General features: G+C 62.6%; 16 protein-coding genes and 1 tRNA gene. 10 read left to right on the top strand and 7 right to left on the bottom strand.

Annotation, left to right across the window (positions count from 1 at the left end; all coding sequences use genetic code 11):
• Positions 1-87 precede the first annotated feature (87 nt).
• Together CKW24_RS13535 and CKW24_RS13540 are read right to left on the bottom strand one after the other, a co-directional pair.
• Positions 88-1,038, bottom strand: a complete 951-nt coding sequence (locus CKW24_RS13535) for a FecR domain-containing protein (RefSeq protein WP_095168686.1) — start codon at positions 1,036-1,038, stop codon at positions 88-90.
• 1 nt (position 1,039) lies between these two features.
• Positions 1,040-1,549 carry a sigma-70 family RNA polymerase sigma factor gene (locus tag CKW24_RS13540; protein ID WP_095168763.1) on the bottom strand — a complete coding sequence of 170 codons (510 nt, stop codon included), beginning with the start codon at positions 1,547-1,549 and terminating at the stop codon, positions 1,040-1,042.
• A 239-nt stretch (positions 1,550-1,788) separates the two neighbouring features.
• Between CKW24_RS13540 and CKW24_RS13545 the strand changes: the two genes are divergently transcribed.
• Positions 1,789-1,864 (top strand) — tRNA-Phe (locus CKW24_RS13545).
• 148 nt (positions 1,865-2,012) lie between these two features.
• Here CKW24_RS13545 and CKW24_RS13550 read toward each other — a convergent pair.
• Positions 2,013-2,819, bottom strand: coding sequence for a glycosyltransferase (locus tag CKW24_RS13550; protein ID WP_095168764.1), 807 nt, complete (start codon positions 2,817-2,819; stop codon positions 2,013-2,015).
• A gap of 58 nt (positions 2,820-2,877) precedes the next feature.
• On the bottom strand, positions 2,878-3,339 hold the full coding sequence (locus CKW24_RS13555) for a helix-turn-helix domain-containing protein (RefSeq protein ID WP_095168687.1): 462 nt from the start codon (positions 3,337-3,339) through the stop codon (positions 2,878-2,880).
• A gap of 79 nt (positions 3,340-3,418) precedes the next feature.
• Between CKW24_RS13555 and CKW24_RS13560 the strand changes: the two genes are divergently transcribed.
• The gene (locus CKW24_RS13560; RefSeq protein ID WP_095168688.1) at positions 3,419-3,925 is read left to right on the top strand and encodes a DUF2938 domain-containing protein; all 507 of its coding nucleotides are present in this window, start codon (positions 3,419-3,421) and stop codon (positions 3,923-3,925) included.
• Positions 3,926-4,043: 118 nt separating this feature from the next.
• Complete coding sequence (locus tag CKW24_RS13565) at positions 4,044-4,913, top strand: sensor domain-containing diguanylate cyclase (RefSeq protein ID WP_095168689.1); 870 nt, start codon at positions 4,044-4,046, stop codon at positions 4,911-4,913.
• A 15-nt stretch (positions 4,914-4,928) separates the two neighbouring features.
• Here CKW24_RS13565 and CKW24_RS13570 read toward each other — a convergent pair whose 3' ends face one another.
• Positions 4,929-5,843, bottom strand: coding sequence for a LysR family transcriptional regulator (locus CKW24_RS13570; protein ID WP_095168690.1), 915 nt, complete (start codon positions 5,841-5,843; stop codon positions 4,929-4,931).
• 192 nt (positions 5,844-6,035) lie between these two features.
• On the opposite strand from CKW24_RS13570, the gene CKW24_RS13575 reads away from it, so the two are divergent.
• The 4 genes from CKW24_RS13575 to CKW24_RS13590 all read left to right on the top strand — a co-directional run bounded on the left by CKW24_RS13575 (position 6,036) and on the right by CKW24_RS13590 (position 9,310).
• On the top strand, positions 6,036-7,211 hold the full coding sequence (locus CKW24_RS13575) for a M20 aminoacylase family protein (RefSeq protein WP_095168691.1): 1,176 nt from the start codon (positions 6,036-6,038) through the stop codon (positions 7,209-7,211).
• A gap of 48 nt (positions 7,212-7,259) precedes the next feature.
• Complete coding sequence (locus tag CKW24_RS13580) at positions 7,260-8,039, top strand: ABC transporter substrate-binding protein (RefSeq protein ID WP_095168692.1); 780 nt, start codon at positions 7,260-7,262, stop codon at positions 8,037-8,039.
• Positions 8,040-8,049: 10 nt separating this feature from the next.
• Positions 8,050-8,904 carry a phytanoyl-CoA dioxygenase family protein gene (locus tag CKW24_RS13585; RefSeq protein WP_095168693.1) on the top strand — a complete coding sequence of 285 codons (855 nt, stop codon included), beginning with the start codon at positions 8,050-8,052 and terminating at the stop codon, positions 8,902-8,904.
• 76 nt (positions 8,905-8,980) lie between these two features.
• Positions 8,981-9,310 carry a hypothetical protein gene (locus CKW24_RS13590; RefSeq protein ID WP_095168694.1) on the top strand — a complete coding sequence of 110 codons (330 nt, stop codon included), beginning with the start codon at positions 8,981-8,983 and terminating at the stop codon, positions 9,308-9,310.
• A 43-nt stretch (positions 9,311-9,353) separates the two neighbouring features.
• Here the strand turns inward: CKW24_RS13590 and CKW24_RS13595 are convergent, their stop codons facing one another.
• Positions 9,354-9,866, bottom strand: a complete 513-nt coding sequence (locus CKW24_RS13595; RefSeq protein WP_095168695.1) for a PaaI family thioesterase — start codon at positions 9,864-9,866, stop codon at positions 9,354-9,356.
• Between the two features lie 176 nt (positions 9,867-10,042).
• Between CKW24_RS13595 and CKW24_RS13600 the strand changes: the two genes are divergently transcribed.
• The 3 genes from CKW24_RS13600 to CKW24_RS13620 all read left to right on the top strand — a co-directional run bounded on the left by CKW24_RS13600 (position 10,043) and on the right by CKW24_RS13620 (position 14,602).
• Positions 10,043-10,552, top strand: a complete 510-nt coding sequence (locus tag CKW24_RS13600) for a sigma-70 family RNA polymerase sigma factor (protein ID WP_095168696.1) — start codon at positions 10,043-10,045, stop codon at positions 10,550-10,552.
• A complete protein-coding gene (locus tag CKW24_RS13605; protein WP_095168697.1) occupies positions 10,549-11,499 on the top strand; it encodes a FecR domain-containing protein in 951 nt (316 codons plus the stop codon). The genes CKW24_RS13600 and CKW24_RS13605 overlap by 4 nt, the downstream gene beginning before the upstream one ends.
• A 727-nt stretch (positions 11,500-12,226) precedes the next feature.
• On the top strand, positions 12,227-14,602 hold the full coding sequence (locus CKW24_RS13620) for a TonB-dependent siderophore receptor (protein ID WP_371917590.1): 2,376 nt from the start codon (positions 12,227-12,229) through the stop codon (positions 14,600-14,602).
• 9 nt (positions 14,603-14,611) lie between these two features.
• On the opposite strand, the gene CKW24_RS13625 is transcribed toward CKW24_RS13620, so the two are convergent.
• Positions 14,612-15,598 carry a helix-turn-helix domain-containing protein gene (locus CKW24_RS13625; RefSeq protein ID WP_095168701.1) on the bottom strand — a complete coding sequence of 329 codons (987 nt, stop codon included), beginning with the start codon at positions 15,596-15,598 and terminating at the stop codon, positions 14,612-14,614.
• Positions 15,599-15,694 lie beyond the last annotated feature (96 nt).

A 15,694-nucleotide genomic window follows, 5' to 3' on the forward strand; every position in this document is an offset into this window, starting at 1 on the left:
TGGCGGCGTCTATTTGCGCCTCTATCTACAAAGTCGAACGAGAATCAAAATCAACAACCCCCTTCGATAAATTTTCTGCAAAAACCCTCAAATGGCTTCGACGCGCGTCCAATAACGGCTGAAACGCCGCAGCCGCACGGGCAGGGTCGAGGTCAGGTTATCGAGGATGGCGTCGCTGCTACCGAGGTGAAACGCGCCGGAAATCCGCAGGTCGGCGACCGCTGGAGCGCAGCCCAGATGACCTGGACGGTAACGCTGCAACTCGGTGATGAAATCGCCCAGGCGCCAGTCATCGATCACCAGCATGTCGCGGGTCCAGGCGTCGACCTGGGGACTGGAGCGCTGCACCGCGCCTGCATCATTGCTGTCGAAGTCGAGCTGCTGCCCGGCATCCACTCGCACGGCCGGACCGAGACTGTTTGCGCTGCGCACCTCGACCGCATGTTCCTGCACGCTGACCCGCGTGCGCTGCGCGTCGTAGCGCACCACGAAGCGGGTACCCAGGGCGCGAATGCTGCCCGATGGGGTATGCACGATAAAGGGCCGTGCCTGTTGGTCTGGCGCAGTCTCGATCTGGATCTCACCGCTGAGCAGGTGGATTTCGCGCAAGCTCGCGCTGTAGCGAATGTCCACTGCGGTCGCGGTATTGAGTCGCACCAGGCTGCCGTCATCCAGGAGCACCCGACGCCGTTCGCCGGTGGCGGTCCGCTGGTCGGCCATCAGGGTCGGCAAGGGTGTTGTGTTCCAGGCCAGCGAACCAGCCCCGCCGGCCGCCAAGACAATCGACAGGACCTTGAGCACGTCACGGCGTTTGGCCCGGGCACTGGTCAGTGTCGGCCGGGCGATACCTGGTGCGACTTGGCCAAGTTTGTCTTGCAGGCGGGTCAGGCGCTCCCATGCCTGGACATGGCGAGGGTCACACTCCAGCCAGCGTCGGTGTGCTTCTCGGATGGCGGCGTCGGGCACTTCTGTACGCAAGTCGACGTACCAGCGCGCTGCGGCTTCGAGTGTCGCGTGATCCAAGGCGAGCGGGCGCACTTCAGTCGTCTGCCAACAGCAGGCAATGCGTGAGGGCGCGCACCGCGTGTTTCTTGACCGTGTTCACCGAGACGTTCAGGCGTCGGCCGATCTCCACGTAGCTCAGCCCGTCAAGCTGTGCCAACAGGAAAATCTCACGGGTGCGCCCACCCAGGCCATCGAGCAGGCGATCGATTTCCATCAGGGTTTCGATGATCAGGGTGCGGGTTTCAGGCGAGATGTCGATCGGTTCGGGGCTGAGCGCGAGGGTCTCCAGGTACGCCTGTTCCAGGGACCGACGGCGGAACATATCGATCATCAAACTGCGCGCAATGGTGCTCAAGTAGGCGCGAGGCTCACGCAATTCAGGCGCCTTGCGTTGCGTCAGTACCCGGATGAACGTGTCCTGGGCCAGGTCCGCCGCGTTGTCGACACAGCCAAGCCGCTGGCGTAACCAGCCACAGAGCCACTGATGGTGATGCTCGTAGAGCGTCTGCACGGCATGTTGTTGAGAGTGGTCGACAGAGGACATGGGGGTGGCCCGCAACGAAGATATTTGATAATGACTCTCATTTTCTTCTAAGGTTTGCTGACTTGGCAATACCCTGACGCAATGAGTGCCTGTCGCAGCCAAATCCCACCTTTATCTAGACACTCCGCGGCCGTTGACTTTTTTCGTCCTCAAGGACAGTCGTAAGCATAGGTATTCGTTAGTTTTTTTTGATTTCGTGGTTGACGCCGCGGGGGTAAAAAACGTTTAATTGCGCCGCGGCCCAGATAGCTCAGTCGGTAGAGCAGGGGATTGAAAATCCCCGTGTCGGCGGTTCGATTCCGTCTCTGGGCACCACCTTTTGTTTTCAGGTGCTTGCAATACCACCTGAAACAACCAAAAAACCCGCCTAGTGCGGGTTTTTTGTTGTCTGCGGTTTCCTACCGTAGCCTTGCAAGCCACTGAATTCAGATCCCGCAGAGCCTATGGCCGGCATTAGCCATGTTCAGGCTGTGGGCGTGTTCAACGTATTGAAGCGTTTGAGAATATTTTCGTACATCTTTGTGCGTCGGTGATGTTGACCATAACCACCGCCGGCAGCGACCGTTCCCGCCTGGATGTGGTCCAGATACTTGAAGATTTTTCGCGGTGAAAGAAACACAACCTTGTAGCCGATATCGATCAGCCCGTCCTGCAATGCATAGCCAGGTACTCGCTCATCGAGCTGAAAACGCAAGCCGTGCTGCTTGATGATTTTGCTGTTCCAAAGCGTACAAAAGCTCTTCAGGTGGGTTTCCCTGTAAGGTTTCGGATCTCTGGAGCGCAGACCTAGCGACAGCTTCAGGCGCCTGAAATGATGTTTCGCCAGGCGCGAAGTGAATCGCCAAAGTGTCCTGGGCACTCCTCGATTGAGTTGCTCAGTACAACCGACGGCGGCGACTGTCGGATTTTGACGACAGTGCTCCAGCATCATCGTAAATACCTGTGGATCGAAAACGAATGTATCTGTGTGCAGTAGAAACACGTAATCGGTATCGACCTTTTCCAGCGCCATATCCAGGGCGTTGCCGTGGGCAATGTGGCCTGGCTCTGGGGTGAGCGACTTGCGTTCAATCAAGTTGATCCAATCGAGTGAGCGCAAATACTCAGTGCTGGCATCCGCAGATCCGTTATCGACTACCCATACCGCAATGCCGGCTTTTTGTGCATGTGCAGATAAAAGATCCAGGCATACCTTGGTCAAATCCAGGGTCTTGTAATTCACCAGAACGATACTGAAAAGGGGTTTCGACTCCGCGTTAAAGGTGCACATGCTCGAAATGCTCAGATCCAAAAAAACCAAAAGATAAGGTTCCTACCTTATTTCAAGCTTAATTTTCTCCGAGTGCGGGTTGGCGAACGTTAGGCAGCGACCTTCCTTTACCTGCTCTATTCCTGGTCTCCAGTTTCCCAGCAGCACTCAACATGTCCTGAAACTTTGGACATTCAATATGCCGCGGAGCAGGGCAGGATGCTGCACGGCGAAGCTCGTCGCGTATGGCGCTAAGGCGTTCGATGGTGCGGTCCAGTTCGTCGGCCTTTTGTGCCAGGCGCTGGTGATCAATGGCGGGCTGGCCGTCGGCGTCCAGCATGGTGGCGATGTCGTCCAGGGAAAACGCCGCTGATTGCCCGAGGGCGATCAATGACAACTGCTGGAGTACATCCGCGGCAAACACGCGGCTCAAGCCACGGCGGCCGATCGAGCGGATCAGGCCTTTTTCTTCGTAGTAGCGCAGGGTTGAAGCCGGCAGGCCGGAACGACGTGCCACTTCACCGATTTCCATCTCTTTCATGCTTGACCTCAAGTCGACTTGAACTTGCAGACTGCCCGGATCAAATCGCTAAAACAGACTGAAGGCAAGGGGAGATGACATGGGAGTAGGGGAGGCGGTACTGCGCATTCTGTTGGTTGGCATGGGGGCGACGTTGATCATGGACTTGTCGGCGTTTATCCAGGCGCGGTTGTTGGGCTTGGCGTCGCTGGATTACGGGCTCGTCGGGCGGTGGTTGGGGCACATGGTGCGAGGCCGGTTTTGGCACGCCTCGATTGTGACGGCGCCCCGAGTCAGGCATGAACGCCTGCTGGGTTGGGTGTTTCACTACCTCACCGGGTGTTTCTTCGCCATGTTGTTAGTCGGTGTCCAAGGGCTCTCCTGGCTCCACAACCCCACGCTGTTGCCTGCACTGGTGGCGGGCCTGGTCAGTGTGATTGCGCCTTTTTTCATCCTGCAGCCCGCGTTCGGCCTGGGCATCGCCGCTTCGCGAACCGCGGCGCCGAACGTGGCGAGGCGCAGGAGTGTGATCGCGCACCTGACGTTCGGCGTTGGGCTCTTTGTGGCGGGGTGGTTGTTGCTGTTGGGGTTTCCTGCGGGGTACTAGCGCGGGGTGAGCGAGTAGTTCGTGGATCAGTGATTGATTGCGCCTGCTCAAGGAATTCTAGCCGTCGCCCCGGGTGATCGGGCATGATCAGGCGATTCGAACCAGATTGCACTGACCTATGCCCGTAGACCTGCAAGCGCTCTATCCCAAACTGATCCATCTGATGCTGGACACGGTGTTTGTCGTCGACCGGGATAACCAGATTGCGTTTGTCAGCGATGCCTGCGAGACGCTGCTGGGTTACCGCGCCGATGAGCTGATCGGCACCCCGATCACCGACTATATGCACCCTGACGACCTGGCGGCCACCCGGGCTTCGATTGTCCGGGTCATGAATGGCCGGCCCCATGTCGATTTCCGCAACCGCTATCTGCGCAAGGATGGCGCTATCGTGCACATCCTGTGGGCGGCGTTCTGGTCCGAGGAGGTGGGCGCGCGGATCGGCGTCGCTCGGGATGTGACGGCCCTGTGGCAGGCCGAGGAGGAGTTACGGTTCCTCGCCCATCATGATCCGCTGACCCAACTGACCAATCGCTCGCTGTTCAATGATCGGCTGGACTCAGCGCTGCACGCCGCCCACCGGCACCAGAGCACGCTGGCGTTGCTGTTTCTGGACATCAACGATTTCAAGCAGATCAACGATATCCATGGCCACGCCGCCGGCGATCGGGTGCTCTGTGCGATCGCCCGCCGGCTGCAAGCGTGCGTCCGCGAGACGGACACGGTGGCGCGGATGGGCGGTGATGAGTTCACGGTGCTGTTGACCGATATCCAGTCACCGGACGCGGTGTCGCACAAGGTGGAGCAGATTCTCGCGGCCATGGCTGAGCCGCTGGGGGCCGAGTTTGGTGCGATCAGCACGCCGTCGTGCAGCATCGGCGTGGCCTGCTATCCCGCCGACGGCCAAGATGCCGATACGCTGCTCAGCCATGCGGATGGTGAGATGTACCGGGTCAAGAGGTACAGGTCTGCAACGGCGAGATCCTGACTACCGCTAGCCACCTCAAACCAGCAAATCGACGGTCTGCAACATACGTCGATACGGCGAGTGGGCGTGGCCCATCTCGAAGTGGATGGTTTCGATCAGGCATTCCAGGAACCGCTCTGCCGCTGGCCGCAGGGGTTGTCCGCTGCGGCTGATGGCACCGACCGATGCGCTGCCCACCGGCTCGCGCAAGGGCAGGGCGCACAGGCCTTCGCGTTGTGCGCAGAGCTCCACCAGCGGCCAGGGAAAGACGCTGAGCATATCGGTTTCGCGCAGCAGGCTGAGGATGATCGACAGCGAATGGGCGAAGTGCACATGGCCCTGGGTGGAGATCGTGCCGTCTTGCTGCGACGCCATGATCCAGTCGGCCGCCGCCAGGTCCTCCATGCGCCGGCTGTCCGCCAGCGGGTGTTCCCGGCGGGCCACCACCGCACAGTCGGCGGTGAACAGCGGCAGGTAGGTCAGGTCGGTGCTGGAGAAACGCGTGTCCAGGCGCCCGATGAACAGGTCGACACTGGCGTCGCGCAGCAGCGGGCACGCTACCGATGACAGCCCCTCATACAGTTCCAGTTGCACCTGCGGGAACAACTGGCGAAAGCGCACCACCGCCTTGGGCATCAGCGTCATCGCCAGCCAGGGGGTCACCGCCACCGACAAACGTCCCACCAGTTCGCCGTTGTTGTCGGCCAGCACCTGGCGTGCGTTGAGCATCTGCGCCACCAGCAGGCGGGCCTGGATCAACAGCTTCTTGCCCAGTTCGGTAAACACGATCCCCGAGGTGTTACGGATCAGCAACTGGGTCGCGGTGTCGGCTTCAAGCTTCTGGATCGCCTTGGTCACCGCGGCCGGCGAGGTGTCCAGGCGCTTGGCGGCGCCACGGATGCTGCCCGCGTCGGCTACGGCCACCAGTGCATTGAGTTGATAGAACTTCATGGTGTCACCGCTGTTAACCCTGGGTTGCCCTGTTGACTTTCGATTGCCTGTCGGCGCCGGCTCCCTGCCTCTAAGCTCGGACCCATAGCGCCCAAGCCCTGCACCTGTGCCAGGGAGCAGCAGAACCTGGCAGAAAACGCCTTGGCACTGTGCGCAATCCCGGCCTGACGTTCAACAAGGAAATTGCTGACCATGACCCAGTCCCTGCCGTTGTTGCAAGAAATCGAACAGGAGATGCGCGCACTGCGCCATCAGATCCACGCCAACCCCGAACTCGGCTACCAGGAAGTCGAGACCAGCGCCCTGGTCGCCGAGCGCCTTCGCCAGTGGGGTTATCAGGTGACGCGCGGGCTGGCGGAGACCGGGGTGATCGGCACCCTGAAAAAAGGCACCAGCAAACGGGTGATCGGCATCCGCGCCGACATGGACGCGCTGCCGATCCTGGAGAAGACCGGCCTGCCGTATGCCAGCCGGATCCCGGGGAAGATGCACGCCTGTGGGCACGACGGGCACACAGTGATGCTCTTGGCGGCGGCCTATGCCCTGGCCCATGACCACCCGTTCGATGGCACCGTGCATTTGATTTTCCAGCCGGCCGAGGAGGGCTTGGCGGGTGCCCGGCGGATGATTCAGGAGGGGGTGCTGGAACAGTTCCCCTGTGACGCGGTGTTCGCGGCGCACAACATGCCCGGCTACCCGGTGGGCAAATTGGGTTTTCGCGCCGGACCGTTCATGGCCTCCGCCGACCAGGTCACGGTGACCATCCACGGCGTGGGTGGCCACGGGGCGATGCCCCATCTGACCGTGGACCCGGTGGTGGTTTGCGCGAGCATCATCATGGCCTTGCAGACCATCGTCTCGCGCAATGTCTCGCCCCAGGACATGAGCGTGATCACCGTCGGCTCGATCAACGCCGGCAAGGCCTCCAACGTGATCCCCGACAGCGCACAGATGCTGATTTCGGTGCGGGCGCTGAACAACACCGTCCGCGACCGCCTCGAAAGCCAGATCAAGCAACTGATCCACGCTCAGGCCCAGGCATTCGGCGCGACCGCCGATATCCACTACAGTGCCGACTACCCGCTGCTGGTCAATGATCCCCAGATGACCCGCTTCGCCAGCCAGGTGGCCACCGACTGGCTGGGTGAGGACGAGGTCCTGAACGACATAGTGCCCTTCAACGGCAGCGAGGATTTCGCCTACTTCCTGCAGCAGGTCCCTGGCTGTTACCTGATCATCGGCAACGGCGACGGGGAAAAAAGCTGCATGGCCCACGACCCGCGCTACGACTTCAACGACGACATCCTGCTTCGGGGTGCCGGTTTCTGGGTCAAGCTGACCGAGGCCTTTTTACCGCTCAACCCTTGAGAATGACGACCTGCCCAACCGTGAAAACCAATAAAAGACGAGGTCTACATGCAACTCTTGAAACTTCGCTACCGCGCCCTGTTACTCGGCGTACTGTTCGCGCCGCTGGCCCAGGCCCAGCCGGTGATCAAATTTGGCGTCGACCCGAGTTACCCTCCGTTCGAACAAAAGCAGCCGGATGGCTCGCTGAGCGGTTTTGATATCGACCTGGGCAACGCCCTGTGTGCCGAATTGCAGGTCAAGTGCATCTGGGTCGAGCAGAATTTCGACGGCATGGTCCCGGCCTTGAAGGCACGCAAGTTCGACGCCATCCTGTCGGCCTTCAGCGCCACCGCCGCGCGCCGCCAGCAGGTGGACTTCAGCGACAAGATCTACACCGCGCCGTCGTCGCTGGTGGCCAGGAAAAACAGCGGGCTGCTGCCCACCGCCGCCTCCCTCAAGGGCAAGTCCGTGGGGGTGGTGCAAGGCACCTTGCATGAAGCCTTCGCCCGCGCGCAGTGGGGCAACCAGGGCGTCAACATCCATACCTACCAGACCCAGGACCAGGTGTTTTCCGACCTGATTAACGGGCGCCTGGATGCCACCTTCCAGGCTTCGGTGCAGGCCGATGCCGGGCTGCTGCAAAAACCCCAAGGCCAGGACTTTGCCTTCGCCGGCGAGCCGATCACCGACAAAAGCATCATTGGCGACGGCGTGGCCATCGGCATCCGCAAGAACGAACCCGAGCTCAAGCAGCAACTGAACACCGCCCTGGCCAGCATCCGCCAGTCCGGCGAATACGAGCAGATCGCCAAGAAGTACTTCAACTTCGACATTTACGGTGAGTGAGGCCAACGTCATGAACGAAATGATCCGATTTGCCGACGCCGGCTTTACCTGCCCCATTAGCGCAGAGGCGGTGCAGGCCTACCAGACCCAGGGCGCCGTGTGCATCCGCAACGCTTTTACCCCGCAACAAATCAGCCAGTTGACCGCGGGCATCGAGGCCAACCTGGCCGCTCCCAGCCCACGGGCCAAGGTCGCCAGCAGTGCCAGCGACCCGGGCTGGTTCTTCGAGGACTTCTGCAACTGGCAGGAAAACCGCGACTACCGCGACTTCATCTTCAACTCGGCGCTGGGGCCGATCGCCGGAGCCTTGCTCGGCAGCCAGCAGGTGCGCTTGCACCATGACCACTTGCTGGTCAAGGAGCCCAACACCCGCCAGCGTACCCCCTGGCACCAGGACCAGCCGTACTACAACATCAGCGGTTCGGACACCGTGAGTTTCTGGATTCCGGTCGACCCGGTGCCCAGGGCCGCGACCCTGGAATTCATCGGTGGCTCGCACAAGGGCCCGTGGCTGATGCCGCGCTCGTTCATGGACAGCCAGGCCAAATGGTTTGCCGAGGGCACCCTGGGCGAATTGCCCGACATCGAGAATCACCGCGAGGACTTCCCGATCCTCGGCTGGGAGCTGGCGCCGGGGGATATGGTGTGCTTCAACATGCTGACCCTGCATGCGTCTTCAGGGGTGGGTGGAAAAAATCGGCGGCGGGCGTTTTCGGTGCGGGTGATCGGTGATGACGTGCGCCATGCCCCGCGACCCTGGGCGACGTCCCCGGATTTTCCGGGACTGCGCGAGGCACTGGCCGCCGATGTGCCGATGGAGCACGAACTGTTTCCGCCCCTTTGGCAGCGCCAGCTGCAGCGATAAGGCAATTTGCTGGCCCCTGAGCATTCGATGTGTCGTCAAAATCGCCGGAATTTCAGGTGGTTAAACGGAATATTTAATGCGAAATCTACTCAGCGCGCTGATCCCGGTTGCCCTGGTCAGCGTCGTGGCGTCTGCACAGGCCAAGGAGTTGCCGGCCAACGACCGGTATGTCTGCAGTTGGGGCGCCGGTACTGCGGCCAGGGCCCAGGAGCTCAAGCTGTCGGGGGTTTCCCTGTATGCCGCACGGCAGAAGATCCAGACCTACAAGTTCAACAAGTCGTGGATGCGCATGATGGCCCTGGGTATTACCGAGCAGACCTACGACAGCCCGTCGCGCTTCAAGCCGGCGGCGGTGCGCGAGAGCTTCTACAAGGATTGCCTGCGCTACAAGGTGGCGCGCAAGTAGCGCCAGGGGCGGGCAGCGTCATGGCGCTGTCCGCCCATCATCCTTAAGTGTCCGAAGCGGTCTCGCGGCCGTGGGCGGCAGCGGCCAGTTGTCCGGTGTCGACCCGCACGAACACCGAATCGCCGACGGCGGTGAGCACCTCGCCGGCATACACCTCGCAGATCACCCGGCTCTTGCGCCCGACTTCACCTTCGACCCGCGCGCGCAAGGTCAGCGGCACGCCCATGGGGGTGGGCTTGATGAACTTGATGCCCAGGTTGCCGGTGACGCAGTTGATGCGCGGCAGGCTGCCGGGTTCGCGCTGTTCGGCGCGGTAGTGGTAGGCCATCACTGCCCAGTTGGAATGGCAGTCCACCAGCATGGCAATCAGCCCGCCATAGACCAGGTCCGGCCAGCCGCAATACTTGGCATCGGGCAGGTGCTCGGCCACCACGTGCACACCATCCTCATGCCAGCGGCTCTTGATGTGCAAGCCATGGGGGTTGCGGCTGCCGCAGCCATAACAAACGCCCTCGGGGGCGGCGGTGTCTTGCAGGGAGGTGTCGAGCACGGGCATTCCTGGGTCCATCCTGAAGAGAAAAACCAAGCCTAGCGGATTTCCTCCTGAAGCAGAACCGGGGGCGAACTCAAGCCGCGGTAATCGCTGAATGTGCAAAAAGGACATGGTGAAGTGACAAGGTATTAATTAGAATCACTCTCATTTGAAATATCCTTCGCGCAGGGCCTCTTGACATGATTGACGCAGCGACGCCTCCGGAGCATGCCCTCCACGCCTTGTACCGTGACCATCGCAGCTGGCTCGAATGCTGGTTGCGGCGGCGCATGGGCAATGCCTGGGATGCCGCGGACCTGAGTCAGGATACCTTCCTGCGGGTACTGTCCAGCTCGCAGCAGATTGCCGAGATGCGCGAGCCCCGTGCCTACCTGCTGACGGTGGGTAAGCGCCTGCTGAGCAACTTCTACACCCGGCGCCACCTGGAGCAGGCCTACCTGGATGCCCTGGCCCGATTGCCGGAGGACAGCGTGCCTTCGCCGGAGCAACGCTGGCTGCTACTGGAAACCCTGCAGGCCCTCGACGAATTGCTCGATGGCCTGCCGGTGCTGGTGCGCCGGGCATTTCTCTGGAGTCAGCTCGACGGCCTCGGCTATCGCGAGATCGCCGAACGCCTGCAAGTCAGTGAACGTACGGTCAAGCGCTACATGGCCCATGCCTACGAACATTGCTTGCTGGTGGAACTGTGAGTCGTGCCGTGCCTTCCAGCGAAGCCCGCGAAGTGGCGCGCGCGGCGGCCCAGTGGCTGGCACTGATGGAATCGGGCAGTGCCAGTGAAGACGATCATCAGCGCCTGCAGCAGTGGCGCAACAGCCATGGCAGCCACGAGAGCGCCTGGCAGCGAGCGCAGGCGTTGCGCCAACGCTTTTGCGACCTGCCGTCGGCGCTGGCGCTGGCCACCCTGGACCGCCCGGATGCGGGTCGACGGGCCGTGCTCAAGCGTGCCCTGGGGGTGGCGGTGCTGGTTCCCAGCGCCTGGTTGCTGAGCCGGCAGTTGCCGCTGGACGTGTGGCGCGCCGACCTGCACACCGGCACCGGAGAACAGCGGCGGCTGCCCCTGGCGGATGGCAGCTGGTTGCAGTTGAACAGCGCCAGCGCGGTCAACCTTGACCTGGGGACCCGCCACTTGAGCCTGGTACGCGGCGAGGTGGCGCTCAAGGTTCCTGGCCCGGCGCCCCTGACCTTGCAAGCGCCCTATGGGCAGATCAGCGTCAGCCGCAGCGAAGTGTGCGTGCGCCTCAATGACGGCCATTGCCAGGTCTCGGTGGTCAGCGGTGCGGTGCAGTTGCAGCCCTTGCATGGGCCGCTGCTGGTGCTCAATGCCGGGCAGCGGGTCGACCTGCAAGCTTCGGGCGCTGGCCCGGTGAGCGCCTTCGACCCCTCCGTGGCGGATTGGCGCAGCGGGGTGCTGACGGCGCAGGACCAGCCATTGGGGGATTTTCTGCGGGAACTGAGCCGCTATCGTCCCGGGTTGCTGCGCTGGGAGCCGGCCCTGGCAAAGCTGCGGGTGACCGGCAGCTTCCGCCTCGACAACACCGACCGGGTACTGGCCTTGCTGGCAGCCAGCCTGGCGCTGGAAGTGCATACGCGCACCCGCTATTGGGTGACCCTGGTTCCCCGCAACCAGTTGGGCTGAACCACTGTAGGAGCGAGTGCCCGCTTGCGGCTTGCTCGCGAAAACCTCAAGGGCGACACGGACATCCAGGCAGTGTGCGTCATCGTTGACGACCATCGCGAGCAAGCTCGCTCCCACAGGTTTGGCGGCTGCCTGCCGGATCTGTGGGCTTCCGCAACCACTGTAGGAGCGAGCTTGCTCGCGAAAACCTCAAGGGCGACACGTGCATCCAGGCGGTACACGTCATCGTTGACGACCATCGCGAGCAAGCTCGCTCCCACAGGTTTGGCGGCTGGCTGCCGGATCTGTGGGTTCGCGCAACCACTGTAGGAGCGAGCTTGCTCGCGAAAACCTCAAGGGCGACACGTGCATCCAGGCAGTGTGCGTCATCGTTGACGACCATCGCGAGCAGGCTCGCTCCCACAGGTTTGGCGGCTGCCTGCCGGATCTGTGGGTTCGCGCAACCACTGTAGGAGCGAGCTTGCTCGCGAAAACCTCAAGAGCGACACGGACATCCAGGCAGTGTGCGTCATCGTTGACGACCATCGCGAGCAAGCTCGCTCCCACAGGTTTGGCGGCTGCCTGCCGGATCTGTGGGCCCCCGTGGTGGGTGTGCGCAGTGGCAGGGCGATTTATTTATTTTTTCCAGAATTTCCTGCAAGCCTGTCCCTTTTCTGCGTCTCGCCGGTCATTCCTGGCAAGTGAACAAAAACCAGAGACTCTTCCAATGCCCGCAGTGCCAAGCCGTATGCGTCCTTTGTTGCACCTGAGCCTCATGCTGAGCCTGAACGCCAGTCCGTTATTGATCGCCAGCAGTTGGGCCGAAGACGCCGCCCGGCGCAGCTACCAGGTGCCGGCCGGGAGCCTGGGTGCCACCTTGACCCGGTTTGCCGGGCAGGCCGGGGTCAACCTCGCGGTGGATCCGGCGTTGGTCGGCGGGCGCACCAGCCAGGGGTTGTCCGGCGAATTCGCGGTGCAAGAGGGCTTTGCCCGATTGCTCCAGGGTTCCGGTCTGCAATTGCAGGCAGTGGGTGAGCAGGCTTATATCCTGGTGCCGGCGCCGGACGCCGGCAGCCTGCAACTGCCGGCCACCGCCATTGTGGGCGCCACGGCGGAGCAGGGCGTGGCGCCCTACGCCGGTGGCCAGGTCAATCGTGCCGGCTCCCAGGGCATGCTGGGTGACCAGGACTTCATGGACAGCCCGTTCAGCGTCACCTCCTACACCCAGCAGGCGATCAAGAACCAGCAAGCCCGGACCCTCGGCGACGTGGTGGCCGCCGACCCGTCGGTGCGCACCACCAACCCGGCCAGCGGGCGTTTCGAGCAGTTCACCATCCGTGGGTTCAGCCTGTTCAACAGTGACGTGGTTTACGGTGGCCTGTACGGCATCCTCCCGACCTACGCCATCGACATGGAAATCGCCGAGCGCGTCGATATCCTCAAGGGTCCGAGCGCGGTGCTCTCTGGCATTGCCCCGCGTGGCAGTATCGGTGGCGGCATCAACATCGTGCCCAAGCGCGCCACGGATGCACCGGTCACCGAGATCACGGCTAACTATGCCTCTGCCGGGCAGTTCGGCGGTGCCCTGGACATTGGCCGGCGCTTTGGCGAGGACCAGCGTTTTGGTGTGCGCTTCAACGGTGTACAGCAGTCCGGCGACACCGAGTGGGACCACCAGGCCATCGAGCGGGAAACCGGGGTGCTGGGCCTCGACCTGCGCGAAGAGCGGGTCCGCCTGTCGTTGGACATCGGACACCAGCAGCGGCGCGCCGACGCCCCTCAGGAGCGGGTCGAACTGGCACCCGGGGCCAAGGTGCCGAAGGCCGAAGATATCGACCGCAACTTCGCCCAACCCTGGACCTATGCGCAATCGAAGGACTCCTTCGGTGCGCTGCGTGGCGAGTTTGATGTCAGCGACTCACTGATGCTCTACGCCGCTTATGGCGCGCGCAAAGGTAACTACGATTTCCTGCGCCATGGCGTGCAGAACACCCAGGACAACGGCAACTTCACCCTGGTACCGCGCACCTTCCGCCGCGATGAAGACGTGCAGACCGCCACCCTCGGTGCCCGCCAATGGTTCAGCACCGGCGCGGTCAACCACACCCTGAACCTGAGCCTGAACCGCTTCGACATGGACTTCGACAACGCCGGTGAGCGCTACTTACGCAGCATCGGCAATATCTACCAGCCGGTGGAGGTGGCCTATCCGGGCCAGCCCAATCGCATCGATACCAGCACCCACACCGAAGACCGCTTCACCAGTGTGGCCCTGGCCGACACCCTGGGGCTGTTCGAGGACCGTCTGCTGCTGACCCTTGGCGCGCGCCTGCAACGGGTCAAGGTCACCTCCTGGAGCAATGGCGTGCGCGATGAGCCGGTGAATGACGAGACCGACACTTCACCGGCCCTGGGCGTGGTGTTCAAGGCCAGCGATCGGCTGTCGGTGTTTGCCAACTACGTCGAAGGCCTGACCCAGGGCGAGACCGCGCCGAGCACGGCGAACAATGCCGATACGGTCTTCGCGCCGTACCGCAGCAAGCAGGGCGAGGTCGGCATCAAGTACGACCATGGCACCTTCGGCCTGACCAGCAGCCTGTTCCGCATCGAGCAGCCGGCCTACCAGTACGATGACCAGAACAACTTCAAGCCCAACGGCCAGTTGGTCAACCAGGGGTTGGAGTTCAACGTTTTCGGTGAACCGCTGCACGGTGTGCGCCTGCTGGGTGGGGTAATGCTGCTCGACAGCAAGCAGAGCGATACCACCGATGGCCAGTACGACGGTAATCGTGGCACCGGCGCACCGCAGGTCAACGCCAACCTCGGTGCGGAATGGGACATTCCTGCGGTACAGGGCCTGACCCTCACCGCACGGGCCATCCACACCAGCTCCCAGTACCTGGACCCGGCCAACGACCAAGAGATCGATGCCTGGCAACGCTACGACCTGGGCGGCCGTTATGCCTTCAAGGTTGGCGACAGCCCAGTGACGCTGCGCGCCGCCGTGGAAAACGTCCTCGACAAGACCTACTGGGCCTCGGCCGCCACCTCGTCCGACAGTGCGGCGGGCCTGACCCTGTCGACCCCGCGCACCTGGCTGCTGTCGGCCACGGTGGGGTTCTGAGGCCGGCGTCTATTGGATCAACCGTGCCCCTGGATCCCGGCCGTGCCGGGCGCTGGCGCGGACTTCGCTGGCGGTGCAGGCGAAATGCTGGCGGAAGCTGCGGGTGAACTGCGCCTGGTCGCTGAAGCCCCAGCGCATCGCCAGGGCGCCGATCGACAAGTAGCAGTTGGGATCGAGCAGGCCACGGTGCACGGCCTCGAGCCGGCGCCGGCGTATCCACTCACCCAGGCTGTAGGGGGTGCTGCTGAAGAGTTTATGCAGGTAGCGCACTGACACCCCGCAGGCCTCGGCGATCTGCTGCGGGTTGAGGTCGGGGTTACCCAGCTGTTGTTCAACGTAGCGTTCGATGCGTTGCAGGTGCAGGGCGGCGAGGTTCGAGCTCTCGCTGCTGAGCACGCGCTCATCGTCGCGCAGGGCCATCAGCAGGGTCGAGAGGGCCTGTTCCAGCAACATGTGGCGCGCGCTGGGAGCGCACTCGTCAAAGCGTGCGGCGCACATTGCCAACTGATCGACGAAGATCCGCCCCAGGGCTCGCCGGGCGTCGAAACAAAAGCGTGTATAGCGTTCGGCGCCGCGCAGCTGGCCGTGCAGCGCTTGTTCCGGCAGCTTGAACACCCACAGGTCGTTGTCGCTGGCGTAGTGAAAGCGATAGGGCGCGTCACCGCGCTCGAAAATGAACCCGCCGGGCTGGCAATGCAGGGCGCGGCCGTCCTGCTCGAAATGCACTTCACTGCGCCGGGGCACGGTCACCAGGTAGCAGGCTTGCTGGTCTTCGCTGACCTGGGCCTTGCTGCGCGAATAGCCGAGCTGACTGGAGCGCAGGCGCGACAGGGTCAGGGGGGTGCTGGCGGTTTCCCAGATCTGCAGGTTGCCGCTGAAACGGTCGCTGGCGGCAAATTCCAGCGACAACGGGAAGTAGGCACTGCCGATCGCTTGCGCCCAGCGGGGCTGGCGTTCGCTGTCGGACCAGTGGCGGGTGGAGACGGTGTGTGCCATGGCTGCCCTCGTGTTGTTGTTTTTCTGAGGGCGGCGCCGCCGGTCAAGGACTGGCGGCGCCGCTGGGAGGCCATCATTTGCCAATGTCTACAGGGG

It is taken from the genome of Pseudomonas sp. Irchel 3H3 (assembly GCF_900187635.1).
Classification (GTDB): domain Bacteria; phylum Pseudomonadota; class Gammaproteobacteria; order Pseudomonadales; family Pseudomonadaceae; genus Aquipseudomonas.

Excerpts from the sequence above, each read along its gene's own strand:
- CKW24_RS13575 (WP_095168691.1), top strand. The coding sequence starts at position 6,036 with ATGACCCAGTCCCTGCCGTTGTTGCAAGAAATCGAACAGGAGATGCGC.
- CKW24_RS13555 (WP_095168687.1), bottom strand. The coding sequence starts at position 3,339 with ATGAAAGAGATGGAAATCGGTGAAGTGGCACGTCGTTCCGGCCTGCCG.
- CKW24_RS13600 (WP_095168696.1), top strand. The coding sequence starts at position 10,043 with ATGATTGACGCAGCGACGCCTCCGGAGCATGCCCTCCACGCCTTGTAC.
- CKW24_RS13550 (WP_095168764.1), bottom strand. The coding sequence starts at position 2,819 with ATGTGCACCTTTAACGCGGAGTCGAAACCCCTTTTCAGTATCGTTCTG.
- CKW24_RS13570 (WP_095168690.1), bottom strand. The coding sequence starts at position 5,843 with ATGAAGTTCTATCAACTCAATGCACTGGTGGCCGTAGCCGACGCGGGC.
- CKW24_RS13565 (WP_095168689.1), top strand. The coding sequence starts at position 4,044 with ATGCCCGTAGACCTGCAAGCGCTCTATCCCAAACTGATCCATCTGATG.
- CKW24_RS13585 (WP_095168693.1), top strand. The coding sequence starts at position 8,050 with ATGAACGAAATGATCCGATTTGCCGACGCCGGCTTTACCTGCCCCATT.
- CKW24_RS13595 (WP_095168695.1), bottom strand. The coding sequence starts at position 9,866 with ATGCCCGTGCTCGACACCTCCCTGCAAGACACCGCCGCCCCCGAGGGC.
- CKW24_RS13625 (WP_095168701.1), bottom strand. The coding sequence starts at position 15,598 with ATGGCACACACCGTCTCCACCCGCCACTGGTCCGACAGCGAACGCCAG.
- CKW24_RS13590 (WP_095168694.1), top strand. The coding sequence starts at position 8,981 with ATGCGAAATCTACTCAGCGCGCTGATCCCGGTTGCCCTGGTCAGCGTC.
- CKW24_RS13560 (WP_095168688.1), top strand. The coding sequence starts at position 3,419 with ATGGGAGTAGGGGAGGCGGTACTGCGCATTCTGTTGGTTGGCATGGGG.
- CKW24_RS13580 (WP_095168692.1), top strand. The coding sequence starts at position 7,260 with ATGCAACTCTTGAAACTTCGCTACCGCGCCCTGTTACTCGGCGTACTG.
- CKW24_RS13620 (WP_371917590.1), top strand. The coding sequence starts at position 12,227 with ATGCGTCCTTTGTTGCACCTGAGCCTCATGCTGAGCCTGAACGCCAGT.
- CKW24_RS13540 (WP_095168763.1), bottom strand. The coding sequence starts at position 1,549 with ATGTCCTCTGTCGACCACTCTCAACAACATGCCGTGCAGACGCTCTAC.